The organism is Spirosoma radiotolerans, from assembly GCF_000974425.1.
Classification (GTDB): Bacteria; Bacteroidota; Bacteroidia; order Cytophagales; family Spirosomataceae; genus Spirosoma; species Spirosoma radiotolerans.
In genome coordinates this window covers 508,614-531,345 of the sequence record NZ_CP010429.1, presented here as the reverse complement: position 1 = coordinate 531,345, position 22,732 = coordinate 508,614, and the positions used below count along the sequence as shown (strand labels likewise).

22 protein-coding genes are annotated in these 22,732 nt (G+C 48.2%); 11 read left to right on the top strand and 11 right to left on the bottom strand.

What is annotated here, in order from left to right:
• Positions 1-92: 92 nt before the first annotated feature.
• Together SD10_RS02125 and SD10_RS02120 are read right to left on the bottom strand one after the other, a co-directional pair.
• Positions 93-1,496 carry a DUF1593 domain-containing protein gene (locus SD10_RS02125; protein ID WP_052731044.1) on the bottom strand — a complete coding sequence of 468 codons (1,404 nt, stop codon included), beginning with the start codon at positions 1,494-1,496 and terminating at the stop codon, positions 93-95.
• Between the two features lie 268 nt (positions 1,497-1,764).
• Complete coding sequence (locus SD10_RS02120; protein ID WP_046375472.1) at positions 1,765-3,165, bottom strand: Gfo/Idh/MocA family protein; 1,401 nt, start codon at positions 3,163-3,165, stop codon at positions 1,765-1,767.
• 484 nt (positions 3,166-3,649) lie between these two features.
• On the opposite strand from SD10_RS02120, the gene SD10_RS02115 reads away from it, so the two are divergent.
• Positions 3,650-4,072, top strand: coding sequence for a BLUF domain-containing protein (locus SD10_RS02115; RefSeq protein WP_052731043.1), 423 nt, complete (start codon positions 3,650-3,652; stop codon positions 4,070-4,072).
• A gap of 50 nt (positions 4,073-4,122) precedes the next feature.
• Positions 4,123-6,669, top strand: a complete 2,547-nt coding sequence (locus tag SD10_RS28550; RefSeq protein WP_052731042.1) for an ATP-binding protein — start codon at positions 4,123-4,125, stop codon at positions 6,667-6,669.
• A 73-nt stretch (positions 6,670-6,742) separates the two neighbouring features.
• Here the strand turns inward: SD10_RS28550 and SD10_RS02105 are convergent, their stop codons facing one another.
• The 3 genes from SD10_RS02105 to SD10_RS02095 form a co-directional block, all read right to left on the bottom strand.
• The gene (locus SD10_RS02105; RefSeq protein ID WP_046375471.1) at positions 6,743-7,645 is read right to left on the bottom strand and encodes a helix-turn-helix domain-containing protein; all 903 of its coding nucleotides are present in this window, start codon (positions 7,643-7,645) and stop codon (positions 6,743-6,745) included.
• 15 nt (positions 7,646-7,660) lie between these two features.
• A complete protein-coding gene (locus tag SD10_RS02100) occupies positions 7,661-8,524 on the bottom strand; it encodes an NmrA family NAD(P)-binding protein (RefSeq protein WP_046375470.1) in 864 nt (287 codons plus the stop codon).
• A 494-nt stretch (positions 8,525-9,018) separates the two neighbouring features.
• Positions 9,019-9,393 carry a winged helix-turn-helix transcriptional regulator gene (locus SD10_RS02095; RefSeq protein ID WP_046375469.1) on the bottom strand — a complete coding sequence of 125 codons (375 nt, stop codon included), beginning with the start codon at positions 9,391-9,393 and terminating at the stop codon, positions 9,019-9,021.
• Between the two features lie 84 nt (positions 9,394-9,477).
• Between SD10_RS02095 and SD10_RS02090 the strand changes: the two genes are divergently transcribed.
• Entirely contained in the window at positions 9,478-10,569 is a 1,092-nt protein-coding gene (locus tag SD10_RS02090; RefSeq protein WP_227699121.1) for a zinc-dependent alcohol dehydrogenase family protein, read from the top strand.
• Between the two features lie 253 nt (positions 10,570-10,822).
• Here SD10_RS02090 and SD10_RS02085 read toward each other — a convergent pair whose 3' ends face one another.
• From SD10_RS02085 to SD10_RS02070, 3 genes are all read right to left on the bottom strand, one after another.
• The gene (locus SD10_RS02085; protein WP_046375468.1) at positions 10,823-11,668 is read right to left on the bottom strand and encodes a sialate O-acetylesterase; all 846 of its coding nucleotides are present in this window, start codon (positions 11,666-11,668) and stop codon (positions 10,823-10,825) included.
• A gap of 25 nt (positions 11,669-11,693) precedes the next feature.
• Positions 11,694-12,305 (bottom strand): TetR/AcrR family transcriptional regulator, encoded by a 612-nt coding sequence (locus tag SD10_RS02080; RefSeq protein ID WP_046375467.1) that lies wholly within the window; start codon positions 12,303-12,305, stop codon positions 11,694-11,696.
• 682 nt (positions 12,306-12,987) lie between these two features.
• A complete protein-coding gene (locus tag SD10_RS02070; RefSeq protein ID WP_046375465.1) occupies positions 12,988-14,667 on the bottom strand; it encodes a sulfatase family protein in 1,680 nt (559 codons plus the stop codon).
• Positions 14,668-15,030: 363 nt separating this feature from the next.
• Here SD10_RS02070 and SD10_RS02065 point away from each other — a divergent pair, with 363 nt between their 5' ends.
• Positions 15,031-15,804 carry an NUDIX hydrolase gene (locus SD10_RS02065; RefSeq protein ID WP_046375464.1) on the top strand — a complete coding sequence of 258 codons (774 nt, stop codon included), beginning with the start codon at positions 15,031-15,033 and terminating at the stop codon, positions 15,802-15,804.
• Between the two features lie 275 nt (positions 15,805-16,079).
• Positions 16,080-16,652 carry a hypothetical protein gene (locus SD10_RS02060; RefSeq protein WP_046375463.1) on the top strand — a complete coding sequence of 191 codons (573 nt, stop codon included), beginning with the start codon at positions 16,080-16,082 and terminating at the stop codon, positions 16,650-16,652.
• A gap of 328 nt (positions 16,653-16,980) precedes the next feature.
• On the opposite strand, the gene SD10_RS28545 is transcribed toward SD10_RS02060, so the two are convergent.
• Positions 16,981-17,394 carry a DUF3592 domain-containing protein gene (locus SD10_RS28545; RefSeq protein WP_052731040.1) on the bottom strand — a complete coding sequence of 138 codons (414 nt, stop codon included), beginning with the start codon at positions 17,392-17,394 and terminating at the stop codon, positions 16,981-16,983.
• A gap of 50 nt (positions 17,395-17,444) precedes the next feature.
• The gene (locus SD10_RS30210) at positions 17,445-17,570 is read right to left on the bottom strand and encodes a hypothetical protein (RefSeq protein ID WP_262507358.1); all 126 of its coding nucleotides are present in this window, start codon (positions 17,568-17,570) and stop codon (positions 17,445-17,447) included.
• Positions 17,571-17,889: 319 nt separating this feature from the next.
• Between SD10_RS30210 and SD10_RS02050 the strand changes: the two genes are divergently transcribed.
• Together SD10_RS02050 and SD10_RS02045 are read left to right on the top strand one after the other, a co-directional pair.
• Entirely contained in the window at positions 17,890-18,867 is a 978-nt protein-coding gene (locus SD10_RS02050; RefSeq protein ID WP_046375462.1) for an amidohydrolase family protein, read from the top strand.
• Positions 18,868-19,055: 188 nt separating this feature from the next.
• Positions 19,056-19,976, top strand: a complete 921-nt coding sequence (locus SD10_RS02045; protein ID WP_046375461.1) for a helix-turn-helix domain-containing protein — start codon at positions 19,056-19,058, stop codon at positions 19,974-19,976.
• Positions 19,977-20,119: 143 nt separating this feature from the next.
• Here the strand turns inward: SD10_RS02045 and SD10_RS30415 are convergent, their stop codons facing one another.
• Positions 20,120-20,362: a hypothetical protein gene (locus SD10_RS30415; RefSeq protein WP_394330461.1), complete on the bottom strand. Its 243-nt coding sequence runs from the start codon at positions 20,360-20,362 to the stop codon at positions 20,120-20,122.
• Between the two features lie 204 nt (positions 20,363-20,566).
• Here SD10_RS30415 and SD10_RS02040 point away from each other — a divergent pair, with 204 nt between their 5' ends.
• From SD10_RS02040 to arsN2, 4 genes are all read left to right on the top strand, one after another.
• A complete protein-coding gene (locus SD10_RS02040; RefSeq protein ID WP_046375460.1) occupies positions 20,567-20,896 on the top strand; it encodes an ArsR/SmtB family transcription factor in 330 nt (109 codons plus the stop codon).
• A gap of 62 nt (positions 20,897-20,958) precedes the next feature.
• Positions 20,959-21,846 carry an arsenite methyltransferase gene (locus tag SD10_RS02035; RefSeq protein WP_046375459.1) on the top strand — a complete coding sequence of 296 codons (888 nt, stop codon included), beginning with the start codon at positions 20,959-20,961 and terminating at the stop codon, positions 21,844-21,846.
• A 22-nt stretch (positions 21,847-21,868) separates the two neighbouring features.
• Positions 21,869-22,294 (top strand): arsenate reductase ArsC, encoded by a 426-nt coding sequence (locus tag SD10_RS02030; protein WP_046375458.1) that lies wholly within the window; start codon positions 21,869-21,871, stop codon positions 22,292-22,294.
• Between the two features lie 2 nt (positions 22,295-22,296).
• The gene (gene arsN2 / locus SD10_RS02025) at positions 22,297-22,731 is read left to right on the top strand and encodes an arsenic resistance N-acetyltransferase ArsN2 (RefSeq protein WP_046375457.1); all 435 of its coding nucleotides are present in this window, start codon (positions 22,297-22,299) and stop codon (positions 22,729-22,731) included.
• Position 22,732 lies beyond the last annotated feature (1 nt).

Here is a 22,732-nt window from a genome sequence, read left to right as displayed (position 1 = left end):
CAGAAAAACGTCGGGTAGATAAGAACAAGATGTATCCTACTATGGCTAGTCTTTTTTTACAATAATGGACAAACTACAGCAGGATACTTGATTTATTTAGGAATTACATTCACGATAACCCGCTGGTAGCGGGTTAAACTTGGTGTACCATTGTCGGTAACTTCTAAAATAAAATGCATTGTTTTTACTTCCGACACCGTTGGCGCTCTAAACGTTACGGCGCTACTCTTGGGATTTTTCAAGAGGAGTTGACTCGCATTAAGTGAGCCTACCTCTTTATAGAACAGCCAGTTATACGCCAATGTATTGTTGTCGGGGTCAGTGCCAGTACCCGATAGAACGACTTCAGTCCCAGATTTGACCGTAAGCTGATTTGGGTGATTGAGCAGCACGGTAGGCGGGTGATTTGCTTTTGCATAGGCTTTCGCGACGCACCAATCCATTCGGGCAAAGAAATCCTGTTGGAAGGCGTTTCGCCACCGCCAGATCGTTGCCTGATTGCTAGTGTGATAGCTTTGGGTTATTTCACTGTATACTTCATCTGCTGTATCGGTCCAGATCGGGCGGGTTTCGGGTTCGTACATATACTTTTTGTAGGGCGGAATAGCCAACTCATACCGTCCTCCCCAACTCCCATAATTAGGGTGTTCGGCATCATTTAACCCGTTGTTGATTAGTCCTAAAAAGGAAGGGGTATCGCCTTCCATCAGAACCGCCACTTGAGGGTATTTTTCGCCTAGCGGACCATGATTCCGGCGCACGTGCTCCTCTAGGGTTTTATTGTCAACCAGCGTTGAGTCAGCGCCCAGGAAACGCCCATGTATCCGGTCGCCTGAAATACCTGTCCAGGTAGCGTAGTGATATTGTCCACCCCCATTTTCTTCAAAGCCTGGACTCACAATGTAAAAGAGGGTGGGAAAGGTTTTCCGAATCCACGGACCCGTATCATCCTGATCAGAAATGGTATAAACTCTAAGGTTGGCGATCACCTTCGAAACCGTGTTCTCTGGCTGCGTTCGCTGGAGTTTCCAAAGGGCCTGCGCCAGGACGTTGGTGCCACCCCAGGCCTGGATGAAAAGCGGCCGGCTCTCATTTTTGAGCATGCTCTTCAAGAGCCAATCCGACCCTTCGGAGTCTTTTCCATCGCCTAATCCCTCTTTGCCAAAAACGGGTAATCCTTTTTTGATCACCGAATGCATGTAAGCCTCGGTCGGAAAGCCTTTCTCATGGATTTCCAGATTATCCCGGACTTTTCCGTAAGCCTGAACGATCTCGTGCAAACGCCACTCGGCGGTTTTAGTTCGCTGCCAACAGGAGGTGGTAGCGACGATGCCTTCGGTGTCAAATTGATTGGCATAGGTTAGAAATCGAACAAAGGACATGGCATCGTCTGGTTCGTTTTCAATGTCGGTTAGCACAAACACGCGCGGATGTTGGGCCTGCGAATAATGCCAAAGCAAGGCGAATAGTATAAAAAAACTAATTCTGTTTTTCACTGGAGTAGTTTAGTAGTCAGGAAGGTTATAAAGACAACTTAGCGCCCATTTATAACCTTCTCGGTGAGCCGAGAGAAGGCAGGGAGGGCCGTCGATGAGGTTTTTCCCCGAAAACTAAGGAAAGACGGCCAACTTAATGAGGACAAGTACTCACTTCCTCTGTAAAGCGATTGATGGACTAAGGCCAATGAACGGAGATTAAGTAACTTCGTTCATTGGCCTTAGTCCATCAATCACCACCCCTACCCGCTGAGTAGAAGCACCAATCTTACGTCAGCTTCATGTTAGCCGGATCCCACCTGACGATCTGTTTGCTGAAATAACTTTCGTTACAAGCTAGTGCCGGAGCAGCCGCCCGAAAGCCAAACTGAGCATCCTCTACCACCGGCTTGTTCAACCGGATCGCATCAAAAAAGTTGGTGAAGTGATCTAAATGGTCGCTATAACCTTCAGGCGCTTTAAACGTAACATCCATTTTAACGGGGCGTTTCCGCTGATCGGCCGTCCATTTGGCATCATACGCCTGCTGCATCTGGTCCTGCATACTCTTGGAGAAGGTAAACACCGAATCATAGCCGCCAAAGCCGGGGGCCTGGGGCAAAATGCTGTGTTTAATGCTCAGGTTATTGCCCATCACGTCGATGATACCCTCTGACCCAACTAGCCGGATGACTTCCTGGCCGCCCGTGCCGCTGATAAAGTTCACCTGCAAGGTCAGCTGAAACGCAGCGTGTTCGGGGCTGTCGGGATATTGCATAACCCCCGACATCACATCGGGCAGGTTGCGCCCATCCTTCCAGTAGCTGAACTGCCCCGTGCTATAAATGCTTTGGGGACCTTTGGAGCCCGTGATCAGGTGGGTGCCGCTCAGCAGGTGAATAAATAAGTCGCCCGCTACGCCCGTCCCTACTTCCTTGAAGGCCCTCCACCAGAAAAATTTCTTTGCATCGAAGGGCATTTTGGCCGTCACTTCGATAAAACGATCCCAGTCGGTCGTCGACGCATCGGCATCGGCCGGAATGGTGTATTCCCAGGCCCCAATCGAGCTTTGTCGGTCATAAACGGCATTGACCATGTTGAGTTTGCCAATTTCACCGGCCGCCAGTAATTCTTTCGCTTTGGCATACCCAATGCTGCTGACCCGTTGACTGCCGACCTGCAATACTTTGCCCGCTTTTTTGGCCGCTGCCATGACCGGATAGCCTTCGCTGATTTTGTAAACCATTGGCTTCTCGCAGTACACATGCTTGCCTTTGGCCAGGGCATCCTGGGTCATGCGGGCGTGCCACACATCGTGGGAAGCAATAATGACCGCGTCGATGTCCGGACGGTCCAGGAGCTCTTTGTAGTTGCGGGTCGTGTATAGCTCAGGCCCGAATTGTTCTTTGGCGTTTTCAAGGCGCCCCGTATACAAGTCGCAGATACCGGCCAGTTCGACCCCCGGTACTTTCAGAGCGGTGCGCAAGTCAAAATGGCCCTGGACTCCGTAGCCGATCACCCCCAATCGGATCTTATCCGTGGACGAGATGGGTTTTTCGTAGTGTAAAATGCGTTCCTCTGCTTTAGCCTGGGCCGCTAGGGATGATAAAGGGGAGGACGCAGCGACCAGGCTAGTCGCCCCAATCTGTTGTAGAAATCGTCGTCTTGAGGCCCGATTGTCTTTTTTCATGAACGAGGTGATTGAGTAATCAAACGGTTGATGACTAAATAACTCACAAAGGCAACTTTTCTACTGCTAAGTTCCGCGAGCCGGTGGGCCTATTTTCGGTTCAGATTCCTCATCTCTCCGCCCGAATGCCGAACAGGCCATCAGCGCCTTTGATGAGAAAGGTAGCGAATACGTACGAAAACCCATGACCATACCGCGCTAAGCCCCTTAGGTTCTTTTACCCGCAGCACGTTTTACAGCCCATGAGTGAACGAAGAAAATCAATCCGTTGAAAAGCCGCATACGCTTTATCTGGGTACGGCTTTTTGCGGTTATCGATTGTGCTGCTACAATCACCTGCAAATAGTACCCAAACTCATCCTGTCTGCGAAAACGAGGTAAAGTGTTCTACGAAAGCAACCGCTATAATTAAAAACAGGGACTTTGAATGACCAGAATGTTTCTGTTTAGTGAACAAATCGACTAAACCGGTTGTCTACTACGGATGGATTACTGTATTACTTATTTTAGTACCGCCATCGAAACGACTACCGAAGACAACATACAAGAAATTGTCACTTTCAGTCGAGAGAGGAACGCACGACTGAACATCACGGGGGTGCTGCTTTATATTAACGGGCAAATCGTACAGGTGCTGGAAGGCCAGCAAACGGCCGTTACAAAGTTGTATAACAGTATTCAGCAGGATCCTCGCCACACCCAGGTACGGACGGTCATCAGCCGGCCAATCAGCCACCGTTTGTTCAGTCACTGGTACATGGGGTACGAGACGCTAACTACACAACAGTACGACGAGGTGAGCAGCATCATCTCCGACCACCCTCAACCCGAAGGCTCTTTTGCTGCCGATCAGCCAGTCATTTTACGCATGCTACAACGGTTCTTTGAGCTGAATCACCAGTCGTAAACCTGAGCCCTGGATTTTGTTATTCCTCAACGTGCTAGTTTCTGCGTTTTATGCCAGGCCCATTTAAACTGAATCAGCCAGATTCCTTTCCTTTTCTGCTTAACCTCCAGGCCGAGCAGGAGCGGTTGCGGTATGCCATGCAGGCAGCCCAGGTTGGCACATGGCATCTGGATATTAGCCAACAGGAGGTCTGGTTGGACGAACGTAGCCAGGAGTTGTTTGGCTCGCCGGGAAAAGAAGTGGTGGCTTACTCCTATTTACTGGCGCTTATTTATCCAGACGACCAGCATCTCGTCGATCAGGCGCTTAAAACCGCTTTCGACCCCTCCTCAACCGGATATTACGACGTTCAGTTTCGGATCAGAAAAGAGCCGACAGGGGCGTCTCGCTGGCTCCACTGTCAGGGCCGGGCCTACGTCGATGTGCTGGGGGCCGCTTACCGGTTGTCGGGAGTAGCCCGCGATATTACCGTACAGGTGCAGGTGCAACAACAGCTGGAAGCGAGCAAAGCCCGCATCCGTAGTATTGTGCTGAATTCGCCTACACCAACAGTCCTGTTTGTGGGCCGGGATCTGGTGATCGACACCGTCAACGCGCCCATGCTGCAGATCTGGGGAAAAGATGCCTCTGTGACAGGTCAATCCCTGTATGGGGTCCTGCCGGATTTAATTCCTCATCCCTTGCTGGAACAACTACAACAGGTCTACGATCGGGAAGAAGCAGCTCCTCATGCGTTCGATAATCCCAAAGTGGTAATTGACAAGCAGTGGAATGAGTCCTGGTTCAACTTTTCCTATAACCCGGTGTATTCGCCTGAAGGAACCGTCTTTGGCATCATTCATACCGCTACCGATGTTACCCGTCAGGTCACCGCACTTCAGGAGTTGCAACGCAGTGAGCTTCGCTTTCGGGCGCTGGTAGAAGAAGCACCGATAGCCACCTGCCTGTTGGTGGGGCAAAGCCTCGTAATTCAGGTGGCCAATGAATCCATGCTGGCTTTTCTGGGCACCCCCAAACAACTGATTGGTCAGCCCTTGCTGAGTGTGCTGCCTGGACTGCAGGGCCAGCCTTTATTGTCCAGATTAAGCGATATCCTGGAAGATGGCCAGATGTATTCGGCTCAGGGCGCACGGGCCGACTGGTTAATGAATGGGGTATCATCAACGTACTACATCGATTTCACAGCTAAACCTTTATCCACTGAACAGGGCGAAGTTTATGCAATTCTGGTCATGGCGACCGATGTAACGGAGCGAGTATTGGCTCAGCAACTCATTCAACGCAGCAACGAGCAGAAAACAATTATTCTGCAACTAGCTGACCAGCTACGAAACCTGACTAGTCTGGATGATATTTACGAACATGTCGCCAGGCAGTTGGGCGTCTCTATCGGCGCCGACCAGACGGCAGTGGTTTACTCGGTAGATGACCAGCCTCGTGTGGTGTTATGGCCTACACCAGAGCTAGGAGAAAAACAACCCATAGAGGCTAATTGCGCGCTAATACTCAATGAGATAGACCGGGAGCAAACGAGGATCTTCTCTGATGTTGTTCATGACCCTACCCTCACGGTGGAACAGAAAGAGCGGTACCAACGAAGCCAGATTGGCGCCGTAATTACCAAACCGCTGGTCCTCAACAATGGGTCGGTGCTCATCTTGTTTATCATTCATCGGCAGGCGCACCAATGGCCGGTTGCTGAACTGGCGCTGGTGGAGGAGGTCAGCGAACGGCTGGTCAACGCCGTAGAGCGGACCCAGGCTGAGATTGAGCTGCAGCAAAGCGAACAACGTTACCGGCTTTTGGCCGAGCAATTAGAGCAGCGGGTAGCCGAGCGCACGGGCGAATTGGCGCTGGTCAATCAGGATCTGACCCGCTCGAACGAAAATCTGCAGCAGTTTGCCTATGTAGCCAGCCATGATTTGCAGGAGCCACTGCGCAAAATACAATCGTTCAGCACGTTGCTGGCAGACCAGCTCGATCCGCAACTGAATACAAGGGCAAAAGATTACTTGCAGCGCATCCAGTCAGCCGGCGCGCGCATGTCCGTATTAATCAGGGATCTGTTGAGTTACTCGCGCATTGCTACCCGTCAGCAAGTATTTGGGTCTATCTCATTAAGCGTGGTGGTCGCCGAAGTATTGGACACCTTATCGCTGGTGATCACCGAACGCGAAGCTCAGGTTCAGCTCGAGGAGTTACCACTCGTCAACGGAGACGCCTTGCAGTTAGGCCAGTTGTTTCAGAATCTGGTATCTAACGCGCTCAAGTTCACCCCGGCGAGCCAGACGCCTTTTATACGGATAACGTATTCACAACGACCACAAAATGAACTTCCTCAGGGAGTAAATCCGAGTAAATCCGCTTCCTTTTATCATCAGATCAATGTCAGCGATAATGGTGTGGGGTTTGACATCAAGTATCTGGACCGAATCTTTCAGGTCTTTCAGCGGCTGCACAGTCAAAGTGAATATGTGGGTACCGGCGTTGGGCTGGCCATTTGTCAACGGGTAGTAGAGAATCATGGCGGTGCCATCACGGCCGAGAGCGCACCGGGGCGGGGAGCTACCTTTACGGTATTCTTACCCCAATATTGAGACGTCAAATCTGCATCTTACATAAGACGTTTAGCGCCCCAGCACTAGACGAACAGGCTACACCACTGGGCGTTTAATTAAATGAGGTTCTGAAGGCAAGCGGAGTGGTGTTGGTTTTTGCTTTAAAAAGCTTGTTGAACGATTGCGGGTGCTCGAAACCTAAGGCAAAGGCAATCTCGCTCACCGACAGGTCGGTGGTTGTCAATTTTTCTTTCGCCCGCTCAATCAGCTTTCCATGAATGTGCTGCTGTGTACTTTGGCCGGTGAGTAATTTCAATACCCGGCTCAGATAGCTGACCGATATGTTTAACTGATTGCATACTGTCTGCACTGTGGGCAAACCGTTGTAGGTAATCTCCTCCCTGTTAAAGTAGTCATTAAGCAGATCATCCAGCCGGTTAAGGAGTTGATGGTTGCTGATTTTGCGTGTAATGAACTGGCGATTGTAGAAGCGCTCTGCGTAGTTGAGCAATAGCTCGATTTGTGCCAGGATAATCCCTTGGCTATAAGGGTCAATAGCAGCCTGATACTCCTGGCTTATCTGGGAAATAATTCCGTCAATGGTCTTCTCCTCTTTTTCTGAGAGAAATAACGCTTCATCAGCACTGTAGTTAAAAAATTCATACTTCTTTATGGTTCTTGCTAACGGTGTTCCCCACAAAAAATCAGGATGAATGAGCAGCAACCAGCCAGTCGGATCAGTAGGTAACTTAGCCATTTCAAAGCCAATCACCTGACCTGGCGCGGTAAAGAACAAAACACCTCCCGTGAAGTCATAGACTTGCTGTCCATAGCGGTATCGGGCGTTTGGAATGCGTTTAATGGAAATACAGTAGAAGTCGTTAACGCTCAAGCGATCTGGTGCAATGGTTATGTCCTTGATATTGACGACACTAATCAGCGGATGCGCCGACTGGGGCAAGCCTCTGCGCTGGTGAAATTCCTGGATGCTTTTTAGGCGGATTGGCTGGCTCATAGTGCGAGTAGTCTGTTATTGTTGATAATACGCTTTGGCAAAGTCCTTGGCAAACCCTCTCAGCTTTGTTTTACCCAGAACCGGCCGATGACGAAGGTAGTTTTCGTACACCACACCACTGTGCATGGCTGCCTGCATTTTTACCAGTTCATCCGCTAATTGCGCAGGCATGCCCATCTGTAGTAAGCCATTTCGTAACGCTTCATCCGAAATAATAACCCATTGTAGGTCAGGCCTTCCAATCGCTTCGCCCAATATACCGGCCACTTCGTTACAGGTAAGTTCTTCACTGGCTACGTAGCGTACCCTGTTCCCGTTTGATGAATCCGTTAGTTCTTCGGCTGCCGCAGCCGCAATGTCTTCTGGGGCAACCACCGCAATTCGGTCATTACCGCCGTAGTTCCCCACGATAGCTCCCTGCTGTTTTATCATCGGAATATAGCCGTAAAAGTTGCTGTAAAACACACTGGGACGCAGTTCGGTAAAGGCGAGATGGCTCAATTGGTCTGCCAACTGAGTGGCTTCAAACGAGCCTGTGAGACCAGCCGCCCAGCCCGTTAACAACACCACTTTTCGTACACCCGTTTCGTTTATCGCCTGCACATAATTGGTGGCTATTTTTTGAAAATACGCCTTCTGGTCGGTCGCAGAAAGATCAAATGGGATCATGCAATACACCGCATCGGCCCCCGTGAAGGTACTTGTCAGAAAAGAGGCATCTTCTAATCGACCTATAGCCGCTTTGGCTCCCAGTTTTTCAATGGCTTGCTGCTTGTCGGGCTTGCTGCTGATAATGGTTATCCGGTGCCCGTTGGCGATGAGTTGAGTGGCTAATGGTTTGCTGATGTTACCTAGCGACCCGGTTATGATAATGTTCATGTTTCTGGCTTTTTATACCGCAAATTTCATGGTAAGGGAGCGGATACCTGTAGGCTGATTTTGCTTTATTGTAGCCGAAAATGACCAGGGTAATTTTTAGATACGCTTACGTAGTAAGTGCCGCTGGGCGCTCCATCTCAACGAGGGATCTCATTTGAGACGAAGAAGTCTTCATGCATATGAATCACTAATGGAGGATTTACTGAGCCCTTACAACTGACAATTATAAAGTCATATTGAATAATCAATCTGTCAGATTAAGTCGTGGCTAACACAGTTTATGCCTGTATGCTTTTCAAAAAAACTTGGATTTTCCCGATGGTATAGGTATCTCCAAGGTGAAGCACTGTTTGACGAGCTTGTAGGTAAGAAGCTGACCAGGTTAGGTTTAACATGAATGGCTAATCGATAACATCCTTTCTCAGAATGTCAGCATTGCCCCAGTTGTAGCCCACCTTACGAATCAGCCATCCTTATCTAGTTGGTGAGACGGGTTAGTTACCGATAATCTTTTTTCGGTGCTGGTTGCCCCAATCCCGTAATTCATTAATCACCTTGGAAAGGGATCTCCCATGCTCAGTGATCGAATATTCGACCCTGGGTGGAAAGCTATCATAAACCTTTCTTGTAATTAATTGATTGGACTCCAGCTCTTTAAGTTCTTTCGATAAGCTTTTATCGGTAAGACCTGGAATTTCTTCGATGATTTGTTTGAAGCGCCTGCTGCCAAAGGTGAGCGAGATGATAATTGGTAATTTCCATCGTCCATATAACACATCCAGGGCATCTCTAACCGGAATTATATACTCCGCACATTCGGATTGGTACACATTTTTACTACTGGCTAAACGCTGATCATTGGTACTCATAGAGACATGTCTTGTTTGCTTTCCAACTGGATAGCGCTTTCCAAACGAAAAGTGCTGTAAAATGGAAAGTAAAGGTAGATAATTTTGAAAAACAAAAATCTGAGTATGATGAATACCAATTCCAATGCGGTGTCTGAACCGCAAATCACGATGATGAGAAGATGGGTGTTGAAAGCCGGAGCTACCAGTTTGGACGATCTTATTATGGAAACCGTGCCGATTCCGCAACCAAAAATCGGACAAGTGCGGGTCAGAATAAAGGCGGCTTCAATCAATTACCGGGATCAGATTGTACTCGCTGGAATGTACGGGCCGGTAACTACCAATATCATTCCGTTATCTGATGGTTCAGGAGAAATTGATGCTTTAGGGGAAGGGGTAACTCAATGGCGAGTGGGCGATAAAGTTACAACAGTCTATGCCGCGGAGGAATGGATTGATGGCCCCCCAATCCCCGGGCTTACGTTTGGCTTAGGGGCTGAAGGAATGGATGGTGTTTTGGCCGAATATGCGATCCTAAGTGCAAAGAGAGTGACTGCTGCACCATCGAACTTGTCGTTTATAGAAGCCTCGACACTGCCATGCGCCGGTCTGACGGCCTGGACTGCCTTACATGGCGACAGGCCCTATGTCAAGCCAATTAAAAAGGGCGATAAAGTACTGGTATTGGGCACTGGCGGTGTATCCTTGTTTGCTTTGCTTCTTGCCAGAGCGGTCGGTGCAGAAGTAGTGGGCACATCAAGCCATGATGAAAAACTGCAAAAAATGAAAGCGTTAGGAGCCGCCAATGTTGTCAACTACGTTGAGGTTGATAACTGGGGAGAGGTTGTATTCAATCAAACAGGAGGAGTTGATCGGGTAATTAATGCCGTGGGCGGCTCGGCCATTGACCAATCCGTCGCAGCTGTAGGCTATGGCGGAGAAATAGCCACCATGGGCCTGTTTGATTTAGAAGGAAAGCCACTTAATTATATTTCCTTGATGATGAAAGGGGCATCCATTCGCGGAACCGCCGTTGGCAGTCTGGCTGCACACAAAGATTTGGTTAAATTTATTGAAACCAACAATATCAAGCCGCCTATTGACAACGTGTATCGTATTGAAAACGCTAAAGAAGCTTACCAGGCCGCAGCCTCGCGTAACTTATTCGGCAAAATTGTAATTCACTTAGCGTGATAAGTAGAGGCCCCGCTAGCGGTCCAGGTTGCTTCATTTCCTAATACTACCTGATTTTCCTTCGCTTAACTCTTTGTCCCTGTCGCTCAAAGGGTGAGTGCAGCTCGACAAACGCAAGTAGACCTCAACGTGTCCAACTGACAATAAGTGTCAGAATACCGCTTATTGTAAGTTGGACACGTTGGGAGTAATGGATGCCTTGGATTAGTCGCATACGCCTGCGGTGATCCTACCTATTCTGGCCACCTTCGCTTCATTGTTCAAGCTTTGCTAATTGTTCTTCAAGTTCATGAAGTGCTAGTTCACCGCGTGCAAAACTGATTTCCAATAACGTACTTTTCTCATTTTTTGTTAAGGCCCTATCTTGTATAGTGACGATCAAATCTAATTCGTCGGGAAGCGGAGATAAAACACTTTTTCTACCATGAAAAGCGTCAAAATAACGGATCCCGAATTTGCGTTGTGACAGGGCATCAAAATGAAGTCCGTCGGCATTTGCAGTAAGTCCGTTCGAGGTTACAAAATAAGCGTTCGGCTTGGTCTGTGCATACGTTTGCAGCGCCCGATTGACCTCGTTATATTCCGTAAAATAGTTGCCATACCTGCCGCTACTCAAAAAGTCGCCGAGCCCACCTGCGATAAAAGGAATTTCTGGCGTGTTTAACTCCAGCCGAAGCGCATCCACGATAATGCATAGCTTGTCGTAATAAGCATCGGAACGCCCGGCCACACTATCATTCTCTCCCTGATGCCACAAGATCCCGTCAAGTTCGCTTGTTCGCTGGGCAAGTTTGGCCTGGACTACCGCATTGTCGAAAAGTGCTCCGCCGACACCCCAGTCATCCAGACTGGTGCCCCCGTCAGCGCAGGGAATGAGACCGATCTGCTCAGGCTCATTTTTTAATCGCCAGGCACCTGCAAACGATGCGGCAAGCCCTACACCCGCGGTAGGCCTGTCGTAATTAATGGGTTCAGTCATCGTCTGCCAGCGTCCGTTGACCAACATCCTGATCTGTTCGTCGTAGATCCGTTTTACATCCTTCAGGTATCCTCTTCCGGCCATATTTGATTGTCCGATCATTAAAAAGGATCTTGTCATAAGGTATATGTTGTGTAGTGAAACCTTAGTTTTTTAGCGCTTTTATTACCCGATCAAAAGCCGACCAGATCAATTCTTCTGTAACCTTGAACGGTAGGCCTGTTATACTGCGACCCTGGTGGTGGAACCGCATAAGCGTGTACAAAGGGCCGAAAGCGATGGCCCAGTAAACGTCAATGGTCATGTCATCTATTTCGCCCCGCTTTACCGCATTGCTGATAAAACGCTCCATATTGCTTTTGAATGGTTGAAGAAAGCCATCCGACCCGGAAGTGAACATGTCAAGAAATTGATGATGATAGGTTGAACTGCTGATCTGGTCAAAGAACTTTCCCAGCAGGGGGTTCTTCATCATATAGGCGAACCGGTTTCGCCATTGAACCCGTAAACCGTCTTCCAGCGTAGCGTCTGGATCAAAGTCCTGATTCATGGCTGCTTCCATTAATGTACCCTCTTCAAGAACGATCTTTAAAATAAGGTCGTCCTTATCCTTGTAATACACATAGGGCGTCCCTACGGATATCCCACACGCCTTTGCTAACTTATTGATTGTAAAACCTTCCAGGCCATGCTTAACTATGATTTCGATGGCCTTTTGTTTCACCAGCTGCTCCTTACTGACATCTCTTGTACGCATATCAAATAAAAACACAAAACTAAATGATTATTCATTTAATAATAAGCGTATTATTATTTTTTTAAGCGGTAATTGAGATCCTTTTTCCAAACGCGGGGCCGCCCGTGTGGGCGAACTTACCTGGCAAGCAACTAAGTATTGTTGGGCGCAGTAAACATAACCCACCCCCATGCGCAATAGCGTTATTAGGCTTGAGCTATGATATTGTCACCAATGGTCAGAAGAGGAGCCTGACGGTGGAAAGCCAGGAAGAAGCAGATACCGCGTTTGTGATTCAATTACCTGCTTTGAATTCAGCCAGTGTACTATCTCAAAAAACGCCCGGTTTATGGAGCAACCGTTATTTTACTTTTTGCGATGCCGTTAAGCTTCCAAACACTGACTGGATCACCTTCTCGCAGAATTCCTGGTAGCTTCCATAAGTGTGTGACATTCGTTTCTACTAGCTTTTCAACACAATCAGTCGTATAAGGCCAGTTGGTTGGGTCGACATTTGTCCAGCCGTCAACAGACAAAGGAGTAATCCGTACAGTGATTTCGTAGGATTAGTTACGGTTTGTAGACGACCGGCCTGGTGTGTATATGTCGTTAACTACTGTTGAATCAACCATTCTGTAGCTTTTTCGGGCTGAAGCGAGTAAGGCCAATGGGGCGACATTGTAACCCCAACTGGCCATCTTCGCTACTGTGGCGCACTTTCCATTAACTTAAGCGCATCCCCATCCTGGTACTTGACGATTTCAGCCTTCAGTTGTTGCTTCAAGCCAGCAGTAATAGTTTCATATCCCTTCTGACCATACAAATTGTGCAGATTATGCGGGTCTTTCTGAATATCATACAATTCCCAAAAGTTGTCCGGACCATAAAAGCGCGCCAACGTGTATTGTTTCGTGCGTAAGCCAAAGTGGGGCGATACGTGATGTGGCTCTGGATATTCATAATAATGGTAATAAGCCCTATCCCGCCACGCTTTCTTGGAGCCGGTCAATACAGGTAAAAACGACTCACCCTGAATATAAGCAGGAATGGGCGTACTGGCCAGATTCAATAGCGTGGGTGCCCAGTCCACATTCGAGACAACCTGCTTGACTTGGCTGCCAGCTTTGATCACGCCCGGATACCGAATCACAAACGGCGTTTTCAGCGACTCCTCGTAGATCCACCGTTTGTCGAACCAGCCATGTTCGCCCAGGTAAAAGCCCTGATCGGAGGTATACACCACGACCGTGTTTTTGGCCAACCCGCTTTTATCCAGATAGTCCAGCAGCTTGCCGATGTTGCGATCCAGCGAATTGGCCGTCGATAGGTAATCTTTCAGATACCGTTGGTACTTCCATTCCGTCAGGGCCCTGCCCGTCAGCTTCTTCTGGTCGAATTCTTTACTGATTTTGGCATAGTAGGCCGAAAAGGCTTTCTTCTGCTCGGGGGTAAGCCGTTTATAGGAGCCCTCCCGAACGTACATGTCGAGCTGTTTATCCTGCTCGGGGGTAGGCTCTGCATTGCCGTACAGCATCTTTTTCAACCGGCCCTTCTCCTGGGAGACCTTGGCTTCATCGACCTCATACTCAACATGCACTTTCAGATCGGCTTGCAGGGTCATGGTTTTTTCAATACTCATATCCTGCTTCTGGGCCGCCAGACGGCCGGTATAGGTATCGTAAAAGGTAGGGGGGATGGGAAACGTAACGTTATCATAGGCACCTAGGTCCTCCAGTGCCGGCATCCACTCGCGGTGTGTTGCTTTGTGGCCAACAACCAGAAAAAAGGGCTTCGTCGCATCCCGCTTTTCGAGCCACTCCGTCGACAAGCCCGTCACCACATCGGTCACATAGCCCATGTGGCGGGTTGTCTTGTTGTTGGAGTCGACAAAATCAGAGTTGTAATAACTACCGTGTCCGGGAAGAATATTCAGGTAATCGAACCCGTGGGGCAGGCTTCCCAAGTGCATTTTACCAATCCAGGCAGTCTGGTAACCGTTCTTCTGCAACTCTTCGGTAAATACTGGCTGGTTTATATCGAAGACCTTCTCATTTAATTTGTAGCCGTTCCGGTGCGAGAACTGGCCGGTTAGTAAGGTCGCCCGGCTTGGCCCGCAGATGGAATTGGCCACCACGTTGTTGTAAAGAATGGCCCCTTCTTTAGCAATGCGGTCGATGTTTGGCGTTTTAGCCAGTTTGCTTCCATACGCACTGATGGCCTGAGCCGTGTGGTCATCAGAAATAATGAATATGATGTTAGGTCGAGCGGGCTTCGCTGGGGGAAAACGTTCTTCGTACGTAACGACATAACTGGGCAGCGCTAGCAATAAACCTACCAGTGCTATTAAGCCAAGCAAGGTGCGGATAATAAACGGTCGAATCATAAAGTAAGGGTGATGAGATACAACTGCTTAAATAAAGGTTTGTCAGAGAATAATGATCTTTCTAACTTACTTGGATAGGGAACACATTTACTAAAATGAGCAGGAATACGGGCGAAGCTATTCCCTGGCAGGGCGATACTAACTTCAGCCATAAGGCAGATAAACGCGATAAACCATCGACAATCATTAACGTTATGTGGGCCGTTCAACGAAGTCATCGGTTCACATCAATAGCCTGTCGCCTTTTCATCTGGCTTACTTTACCTTTGCTTATCCAAGTTAAGAGAACAATTTATCGCTTATTGAGTCATTTTGACCCAATGTACAAATAAATTGAACGATTGCCAAGAAAAGTAATCATTTATGATCAATCAGTTCTCACCAGGCAATGATCTGCAGAATGGCTCCGGCCACTTTTTACCGGCGGTCTCCATTGATAATGTCATTTTTGGTTTCCACCAAAATGAGTTGACGGTGTTATTACTCCAGGCTAAAAGCAATCAGCGATGGATGCTACCAGGTGGGTTTATCGGCAAAGAGGAAGATTTGGATGCCGCTGCGGCAAGAATTCTGACTGCCCGCACGAGCTTGACCAATGTATTCCTGCAACAATTTCATGTTTTTGGCAGTGCAAAACGGAACCGTAAGGAACATTTAGGGGAAGTACTGCGAACGCTGGGCATTGAACTAACGGCGGAGAGCTGGTTTATGCAACGCTTTATCACGATTGGCTACTATGCACTGGTTAATTATGAGCAGGTAATTCCCCAACCCGATGAGACCTCACTAACCTGCTGCTGGCAAGATGTCCGTAAACTTCCCCTGATGCTATTTGACCATGAACACATCATTGCCAAAGCCTTGCAGGTCCTGCGCTTACAACTGAATTACCAGCCTATTGGCTATACGTTATTACCCAAAGAATTTCCTCTGAAGAGTCTACAAACGATTTATGAAACCATTCTTGGCCGAAAGCTGGACCGCAGTAATTTCAATCGTAAGCTTTTGTCCTATGGCATATTAGAGAAAAAAGAGAAACACTATACCGGTGCTGCTCACAAGGCCCCCTTTCTGTATTCGTTCAGGGAAGACATGTATTTCAAAGCATTAGAGAACGGGTTGGAAAAAGATTTCTAGCCGCCACGATTCGAATAAGGGCATTTGCCATGAAAGATATCCGGCACGAGTCACAGGTGATAATTTATGAATCCAGGCAACAATGGCTCTCCGATTGGCCAGGCGTTATGTGGTATGAAGTAGATACATAAACGTTGCTTCGTCTCAGGAAGGAGGATTTATATAGGCGATGTTATATGAATAGCTAAACTGCCATTTCGCCCTATAAACATACACACTACAGGCTATTCCAACCCTTTTCACTCAATCTTGGTCTAGCTTAAAAAAACAGTGCTATGAAGACGCTTAAGTGGCTTTTGATTGCAGTAGTTGGGCTAGTAGGCTGCTCAAAACCTACGCCAGACCCTCAAGTTGCTGAGGATACAAAGGCTACCCTGAATGGACAAGCCTGGAGTGGTTTTTCGACTGCCTGGAAAACCCCGAGTGACTCTTGTAGCATGAATACTATCAATCTGAGTATTCAAAACACATTACCTTACCCCAGAGCTCGTTTATTAGCGCCGGCTAATTGTGCCGGTTATTGCGGGGATCAATTACTTAGCTTCACCAGAATACCGCTAGCGGTTGGCGTGTACACGCTTTCAGCCCATCAGCCTTGCTCAGCGAATCCCACTCAAGTAGGCGTGAGCTTCATGACCTTAATTGGAGGAGACGTCCTTCGAGATCAATACCAGCCCCAATTAACCAAGGCTGGCACCATTACAATTACTAAATATGACTCCCAGGGTGGTGAAATTGAGGGGAGCTTTGAAGTTACTTTGGTAAGAGACGATCGGTGGCAGCCTACATCCGATGCTGCAGAAACGGTTCAATTTCAAAATGGCTCGTTCAGAACCAAGTTACCTTAATTACTCTAACTACTTTTTTCAAGAATTAGCTAAAGGCGTTTACTTGTTGATTAAGCCGCAGTGGCGGGTGCTCGGGAGCAGGACCAATGAACAGATAGTAGAATCAGCGTACTTCGAGATTGTTGGCAGCAATGCGATTACTTCGAGGACGAACGGGCTTTGTTTTAGGAGAATAGGATCAGCGTATTTTCTGCCCAACGTTTTCTGAGTTACCATCTATTTATTGGCCCGATACAGGACGTGCATGTCCCCTCGTCTTACTGAGGAGCATTATTTGATACGAATAACTAACCGTTAGTATACGCTTTCTTCGTGAAGGTGGTTTACGTTAATTTCTACGAATAGAGGCCTGTGGCTTTCCCCAGCCTAGCACCTTCAGGCCAAACCAACTGAATAGAACGCCCAGTCCCATGGAAAAAAGGGCTCCCTGGATCAAGCTGAAGAAATTGCCAATAAAGGTGTTGGTCGGTTTAGCAGGGTCGAAATGAACCGTTACGGTATCATTTACTTCGTATTCAGCTGGGGATGTTCCAGATTGCCCTTTGCATCTATAAGTCTGACCGCCCAGTGTCTGAAACTCCACGATGGGATAATAGACACTCGATTTACCCAAACTCCTTTCATTACCAACAACCCGGCCCTCAACCGATTGCCCATTGAGGAATAACCAGCTCCCCCGATAAAACTGATAGAGGGCTCCTATACTACAGAGTAGACCAAGAATGAGCGGTAAATACTTCATAAGCGCCAAGGGTTGAACCCGCGTTTAAGTTTGATTCAAAACTACTTGCTTCAACTTCCCCAGTCAATCGGATAAACATACGATGTAGGTGGTCCGCTGAATTGGACCACCTCAATACATTGTCCACGAAGTCGGTCATCGGGATGAACCAGCTTCAGCCGGTCTTTCCGTTTCATGCTCACCAGTTGTAAAGGACCGTTGGTTACGGCTAAAGTTCTAGGGAGCAGCAGGTGGATGGCCGTTTATGGAGTAATGGATTCACGTCAGCCTGCCCTCACTTGAATCGCTCATTTTACAGACAGGCAGCTAGTCTTCGACTCATAAGGAGCCTTTTTTTGAAATAGTTATTATCAGAATTGCCATTGAATAGGTTACTAGATGTCTAGTAGGATCGCCCAGGATCATACGTTTCCTTTTAGACTACAACAAGCTGATGTTTGGCTACAGTTGTTGTTGGACTGAAGATGAATTTTGTGTCAACTAAAAAACAGTAAGATGAAGCTAATCGCCATCGAAGAACATTTTCTGACTAAAGCCGTCAAAGAGGCCTGGAGCAACTATGCCGACCCCAACGACCCAACCCAAAAATTACACGTCGGCCAGATCGAAAGCCGCCTGGAGGAGATCGGCGATACCCGTCTTCAATTGATGAACGAAACCGGCGTTGATGTGCAGGTGCTTTCGCTCACCAGTCCAAGTTTGCACAATCTAGGCCCTGATAGCCTAGCCTTAGCCAGACTAACTAACGATTACATGGCCCAACTGGTCAGAAAGACCCCCGAACGATTTCAAGGGTTGGCCGCCTTACCCATGGCGGTGCCCAACCAAACCGCCAATGAATTAACCCGTTCGGTGACCCAGCTTGGCTTAAAAGGGGCGATGGTATGCGGCCGGACTGGAGAGAAAAACCTGGACCATCTTGATTACTGGGAACTCTTTGAATGCGCGGAAGCCCTCGGGGTTCCCTTATTTATTCACCCCCAAATTCCCCAGAAATCCGTCCGGGATGCGCTCTATTCAGGCTTTGACGAACTGACCGATTTGGCCTTTTCAACGTTTGGGCTTGGGTGGCACTACGAAGCGGGCGTTCAATTTGTCCGCTTAGTACTAGCCAAGGTGTTTGACCGCTTTCCAAACCTTCAACTTATTCTTGGCCATTGGGGTGAAGTCATTTTGTTCTACGCGGAACGATTAGCCTCCCTCAGTCGAGTCACCAAGCTTGACAAACCCTTTATTGAGTACATTCGTCAAAACGTGTACGTAACGGCCAGTGGCATGTTCAGCCAATCTTACCTGCAGCGGTCTATTGACATTGTCGGAACCGACCGCATTCTTTTTTCGACCGACTATCCCTATCAGTACCGGCCAGGCCGAGAAGCCCGTAGCTTTTTAGAAGCAACACAATTAAGTCAGGAAGACAGAGAAAAGTTTGCGTTCGCCAATTGGGAACAGTTAACCGGAAAAGCAACTTAATGACCAGGCCGTGTAGCCACAGTTTGAAATGCGGATCGGCTGTCGAACCGCTTTTTATTGAATCAAGAAAAATCTATGTTGTCCGTGCCTGGAATGGTGGCAGGATAAAGTCAGTAGGCGCACGTCTACCGACTGTTGGTTTTGACCAACGGGATCAAGCGCAATAAACATCAAGTCTTGACTTTACTATGGAACAACGGCCGATCCAACGCATAAAAACCATTAGCGACTTTCACCGTTTGAGAGGTTTACCCCAACCCGAGCACCCGCTCATCAGCGTGGTCGATTACGCGTCGATTAAACGACCAACGGCTATTGGCGACGTGAATTTGATTTTTGAATTCTACCAAATTTCCATAAAACGAGGCATGAACGCTCGATTTCGATACGGACAACAAGCCTACGATTTTGAGGATGGCGTTCTGTTTTTCGCGGGCCCCAATCAAGTATTCCGTCTTCAACCCAACCGTATGTCAACAGTTGATCGTTCAGGGTGGATTTTACTCATTCACCCTGATTTCTTTTGGAACACACCGCTCGCCAAAACGATTAAACACCATGCGTTTTTTGATTATTCGGTGAATGAAGCCTTATGGCTTTCCGAGAAAGAAGAAGCCACGATCAATCGGATTATTCAAAACATTCACCAGGAGTATCAGGCAAGTATTGATGCGTTCAGCAAACAGATTATCATCTCACAGATTGAGAGTCTACTTAGTTACTCGACGCGGTTTTACCATCGGCAGTTTATCACCAGGGAAAGAGCGAATCATCAACTTTTATCCCAACTAGATACTCTATTGCATAACTACTTTATTACGGATAATTTGGTGGCAAATGGGTTGCCGACGGTTCAGTACGTGGCCGACCACTTGAACGTGTCGCCGAAATATTTGAGCAGTCTACTAAACGTACTGATCGGGCAAAGTACCCAACACTATATCCACGAGAAGTTGATCGAGTTGGCTAAAGAAAAGCTTTCGACCACCGATTTGTCCATTAGTGAAGTCTCCTACGCATTAGGATTCGAGCACTCTCAATCGTTTAGTAAGTTCTTTAAAACGAAAACAAATCTGTCGCCTTTGGCTTTCAGACGTTCCTTCCAGTAATGGGGTAATCTCGACTTGTTTTTGTCAATAAGCGCGCCTTCTTTATTCCTACAAAAAGCGCCTATTTGAGATAACGTAGCGTTTATAATAATGCATACTTAATTGATTGGCCTTCAGCCAGCTAGCATCCCCGTCGCGAAGGATCATACAACCGGGCATTGATTCCGAATACATCCGACTTGACAACTCGAAAACAGCTCATGGCGGGGGTTGATTAAGTAGTTTGCCATGACCGGTACCACTGAACTGGGCACCTGGACGGCTAAGCGGTCCGGCCTTTGCAGCCAATTCACTAGAAAGCTTTGAGAGAACAGGGGGCCACTCCCCGTGGCTCGCCAATCAGTGGGCAGTTCCTGTTCTTGAAACGAACGTATCAAGTCCGGCACTTCAGCAGAGATGGTTAGATCCTAGGCTATTGATTAGCATGAACAGATATTAAAAACACCGTCTCTAAAAAAAACTCCCCTTTAAGACGAAGGATCGTTCATAGATCTGCTCCAAAAATGGGGCGAATATTGAGACGAAAAGTCTGTTCTTAAAAATATACATCGTAATATTGCGATTAATAATTGTTGTGTTACCTTTGCATCATGGGAGTGACGAAAACCGAAATATTCACCGAAGAACAGAATCGCATTGCGGATCTGGCAAAAGCTTTCGCACACCCGGCACGGGTAGCTATCCTGCAATTGCTGGCTCAGAAAAAGGCATGCGTTTGTGGTGACCTGGTCGATGAACTACCCTTGGCCCAGGCAACAGTTTCCCAACATTTGAAGGAACTGAAACGCATCGGCATCATCCAGGGCGAAATCAACCCGCCCCGCGTTTGCTACTGCATCAACGAAACCGTATGGGAAGAAGCACGGCAAACTTTTGGCTCGCTGTTCGATACAATCGTAAGTGCTGCGACTTGCTGTTAAGTTCGCAGCTATTTTTTTATCCTAATCAATCGTAATATTACATTTAACCAATAGGTAAATACATGGAAACTGCCGAGCAAATCAAAGAAACCGTGCGCCAGAAATACGGCGCGATTGCCGAACAACCGGATGCGATTGGCTGTTGTGGCCCAACTTCATGCTGTGGGCCTGAAATTGAGTCCAACGTGCCGATCATGATGGCTCAGGACTACCAAGAGCTGAATGGTTATGTAGCCGATGCCGATCTAGGTTTGGGTTGCGGCTTGCCGACTCAATTCGCTCAGATTAAACCCGGCGATACCGTGGTGGATCTGGGTTCGGGTGCGGGCAATGATTGCTTTGTCGCTCGTGCAGAAACCGGCGAAACAGGTCGCGTGATCGGTCTAGATATGACTCCTCGCATGATCGATCGTGCCCGCAAGAACGCGAAAGCGTTAGGGTTTACCAATGTTGAATTCGTCTATGGCGACATTGAGGAGATGCCCTTGCCGGAAAATTTAGCCGATGTGGTGGTGAGCAATTGCGTGATGAACCTGGTGCCCGACAAGCAAAAAGCATTCGCCGAAACCTTCCGTATTTTAAAGCCAGGTGGACATTTCAGCATTTCTGACATTGTGCTGAAAGGCGAGCTGCCCGCAGGCTTGCAGCAGGACGCCGAAATGTATGTAGGTTGCGTATCGGGTGCCATTCAGAAGGATGATTATTTGCAGCTCGTTAACCAAAGCGGTTTCACCAACATTCAGGTTCAGAAAGACCGCGAAATCAATCTGCCCGATTCGGTGCTGCAAAATTACCTGTCTGCCGAAGAAATCGCTGAGTATCGCCAGCAAGACAAAGGCATCTATAGTGTAACTGTCTTTGCTCGCAAACCCGTGCGCATCGCCGATGCCAAACCAGCCGCCACCGCTTGCTGCGACCAATCCAAGCCGGGACCTGATTGCTGCAACTAATATTCATCCAATCCCCTTCGATATGAAACGTATCCTAGTTCTTTGCACGGGCAATTCTGCCCGCTCGCAGATGGCCGAAGGCTATCTGCAAACCTTTGCCGGTGATCGGGCCGAAGTCTTTAGTGCCGGTGTTGCTCCCCACGGGGTCAATCCATTGGCGATTCAGGTGATGGCCGAAGATGGCATTGATATTTCGCATCACACCTCGAACCATGTGGACGAATACACCGACAAGCCGTTTGATTACGTCATTACTGTGTGTGACAATGCCCGTGAGCAGTGCCCGATTTTTCCATCGAGTGCCGAGAAAATTCATCATAGCTTCCCCGATCCGGGTCATCAGCCAGGTATCAATGCACTCACCTCGTTCCGTCAGGTGCGTGATCAGATCAAAGCGTACAGCCAAGAATTTGTCGAAAATCGTTTAGGCGAAACCATCCCCCATTAAGTATGGCTATTCACATTGAAACAGCTAAGCCGGACGAGAAAGAAACCATTGTGGCTTTACTTGAACAAGGCGATTTGCTTACCGAGGATCTACCGGCGGGCCTGCCCCATTTCGTGATTGCGAAATACGAAGAAACCCCCGTGGGTGTCGCGGGCCTGGAATCCTTCGGATCGGTGGGCCTACTGCGTTCGGTGGCTGTCGATCCCGCCCACCAGGGCAAAGGCATCGCAGCCCAACTCATTGACCGGTTGCTGGCCACTGCCGATGCGTCGCATCTTGCGGAACTTTACCTGATTACCAATACCGCCGATGGGTATTTTACGCGCTACGGTTTCGCACCCGTGAGTCGGGAAGCCGTGCCCCAAGCCATTCAGCAAACTCAGCAGTTCAGCGGCCTTTGCCCCTCATCGGCCATTGTCATGAAACGCACGCTTTAAA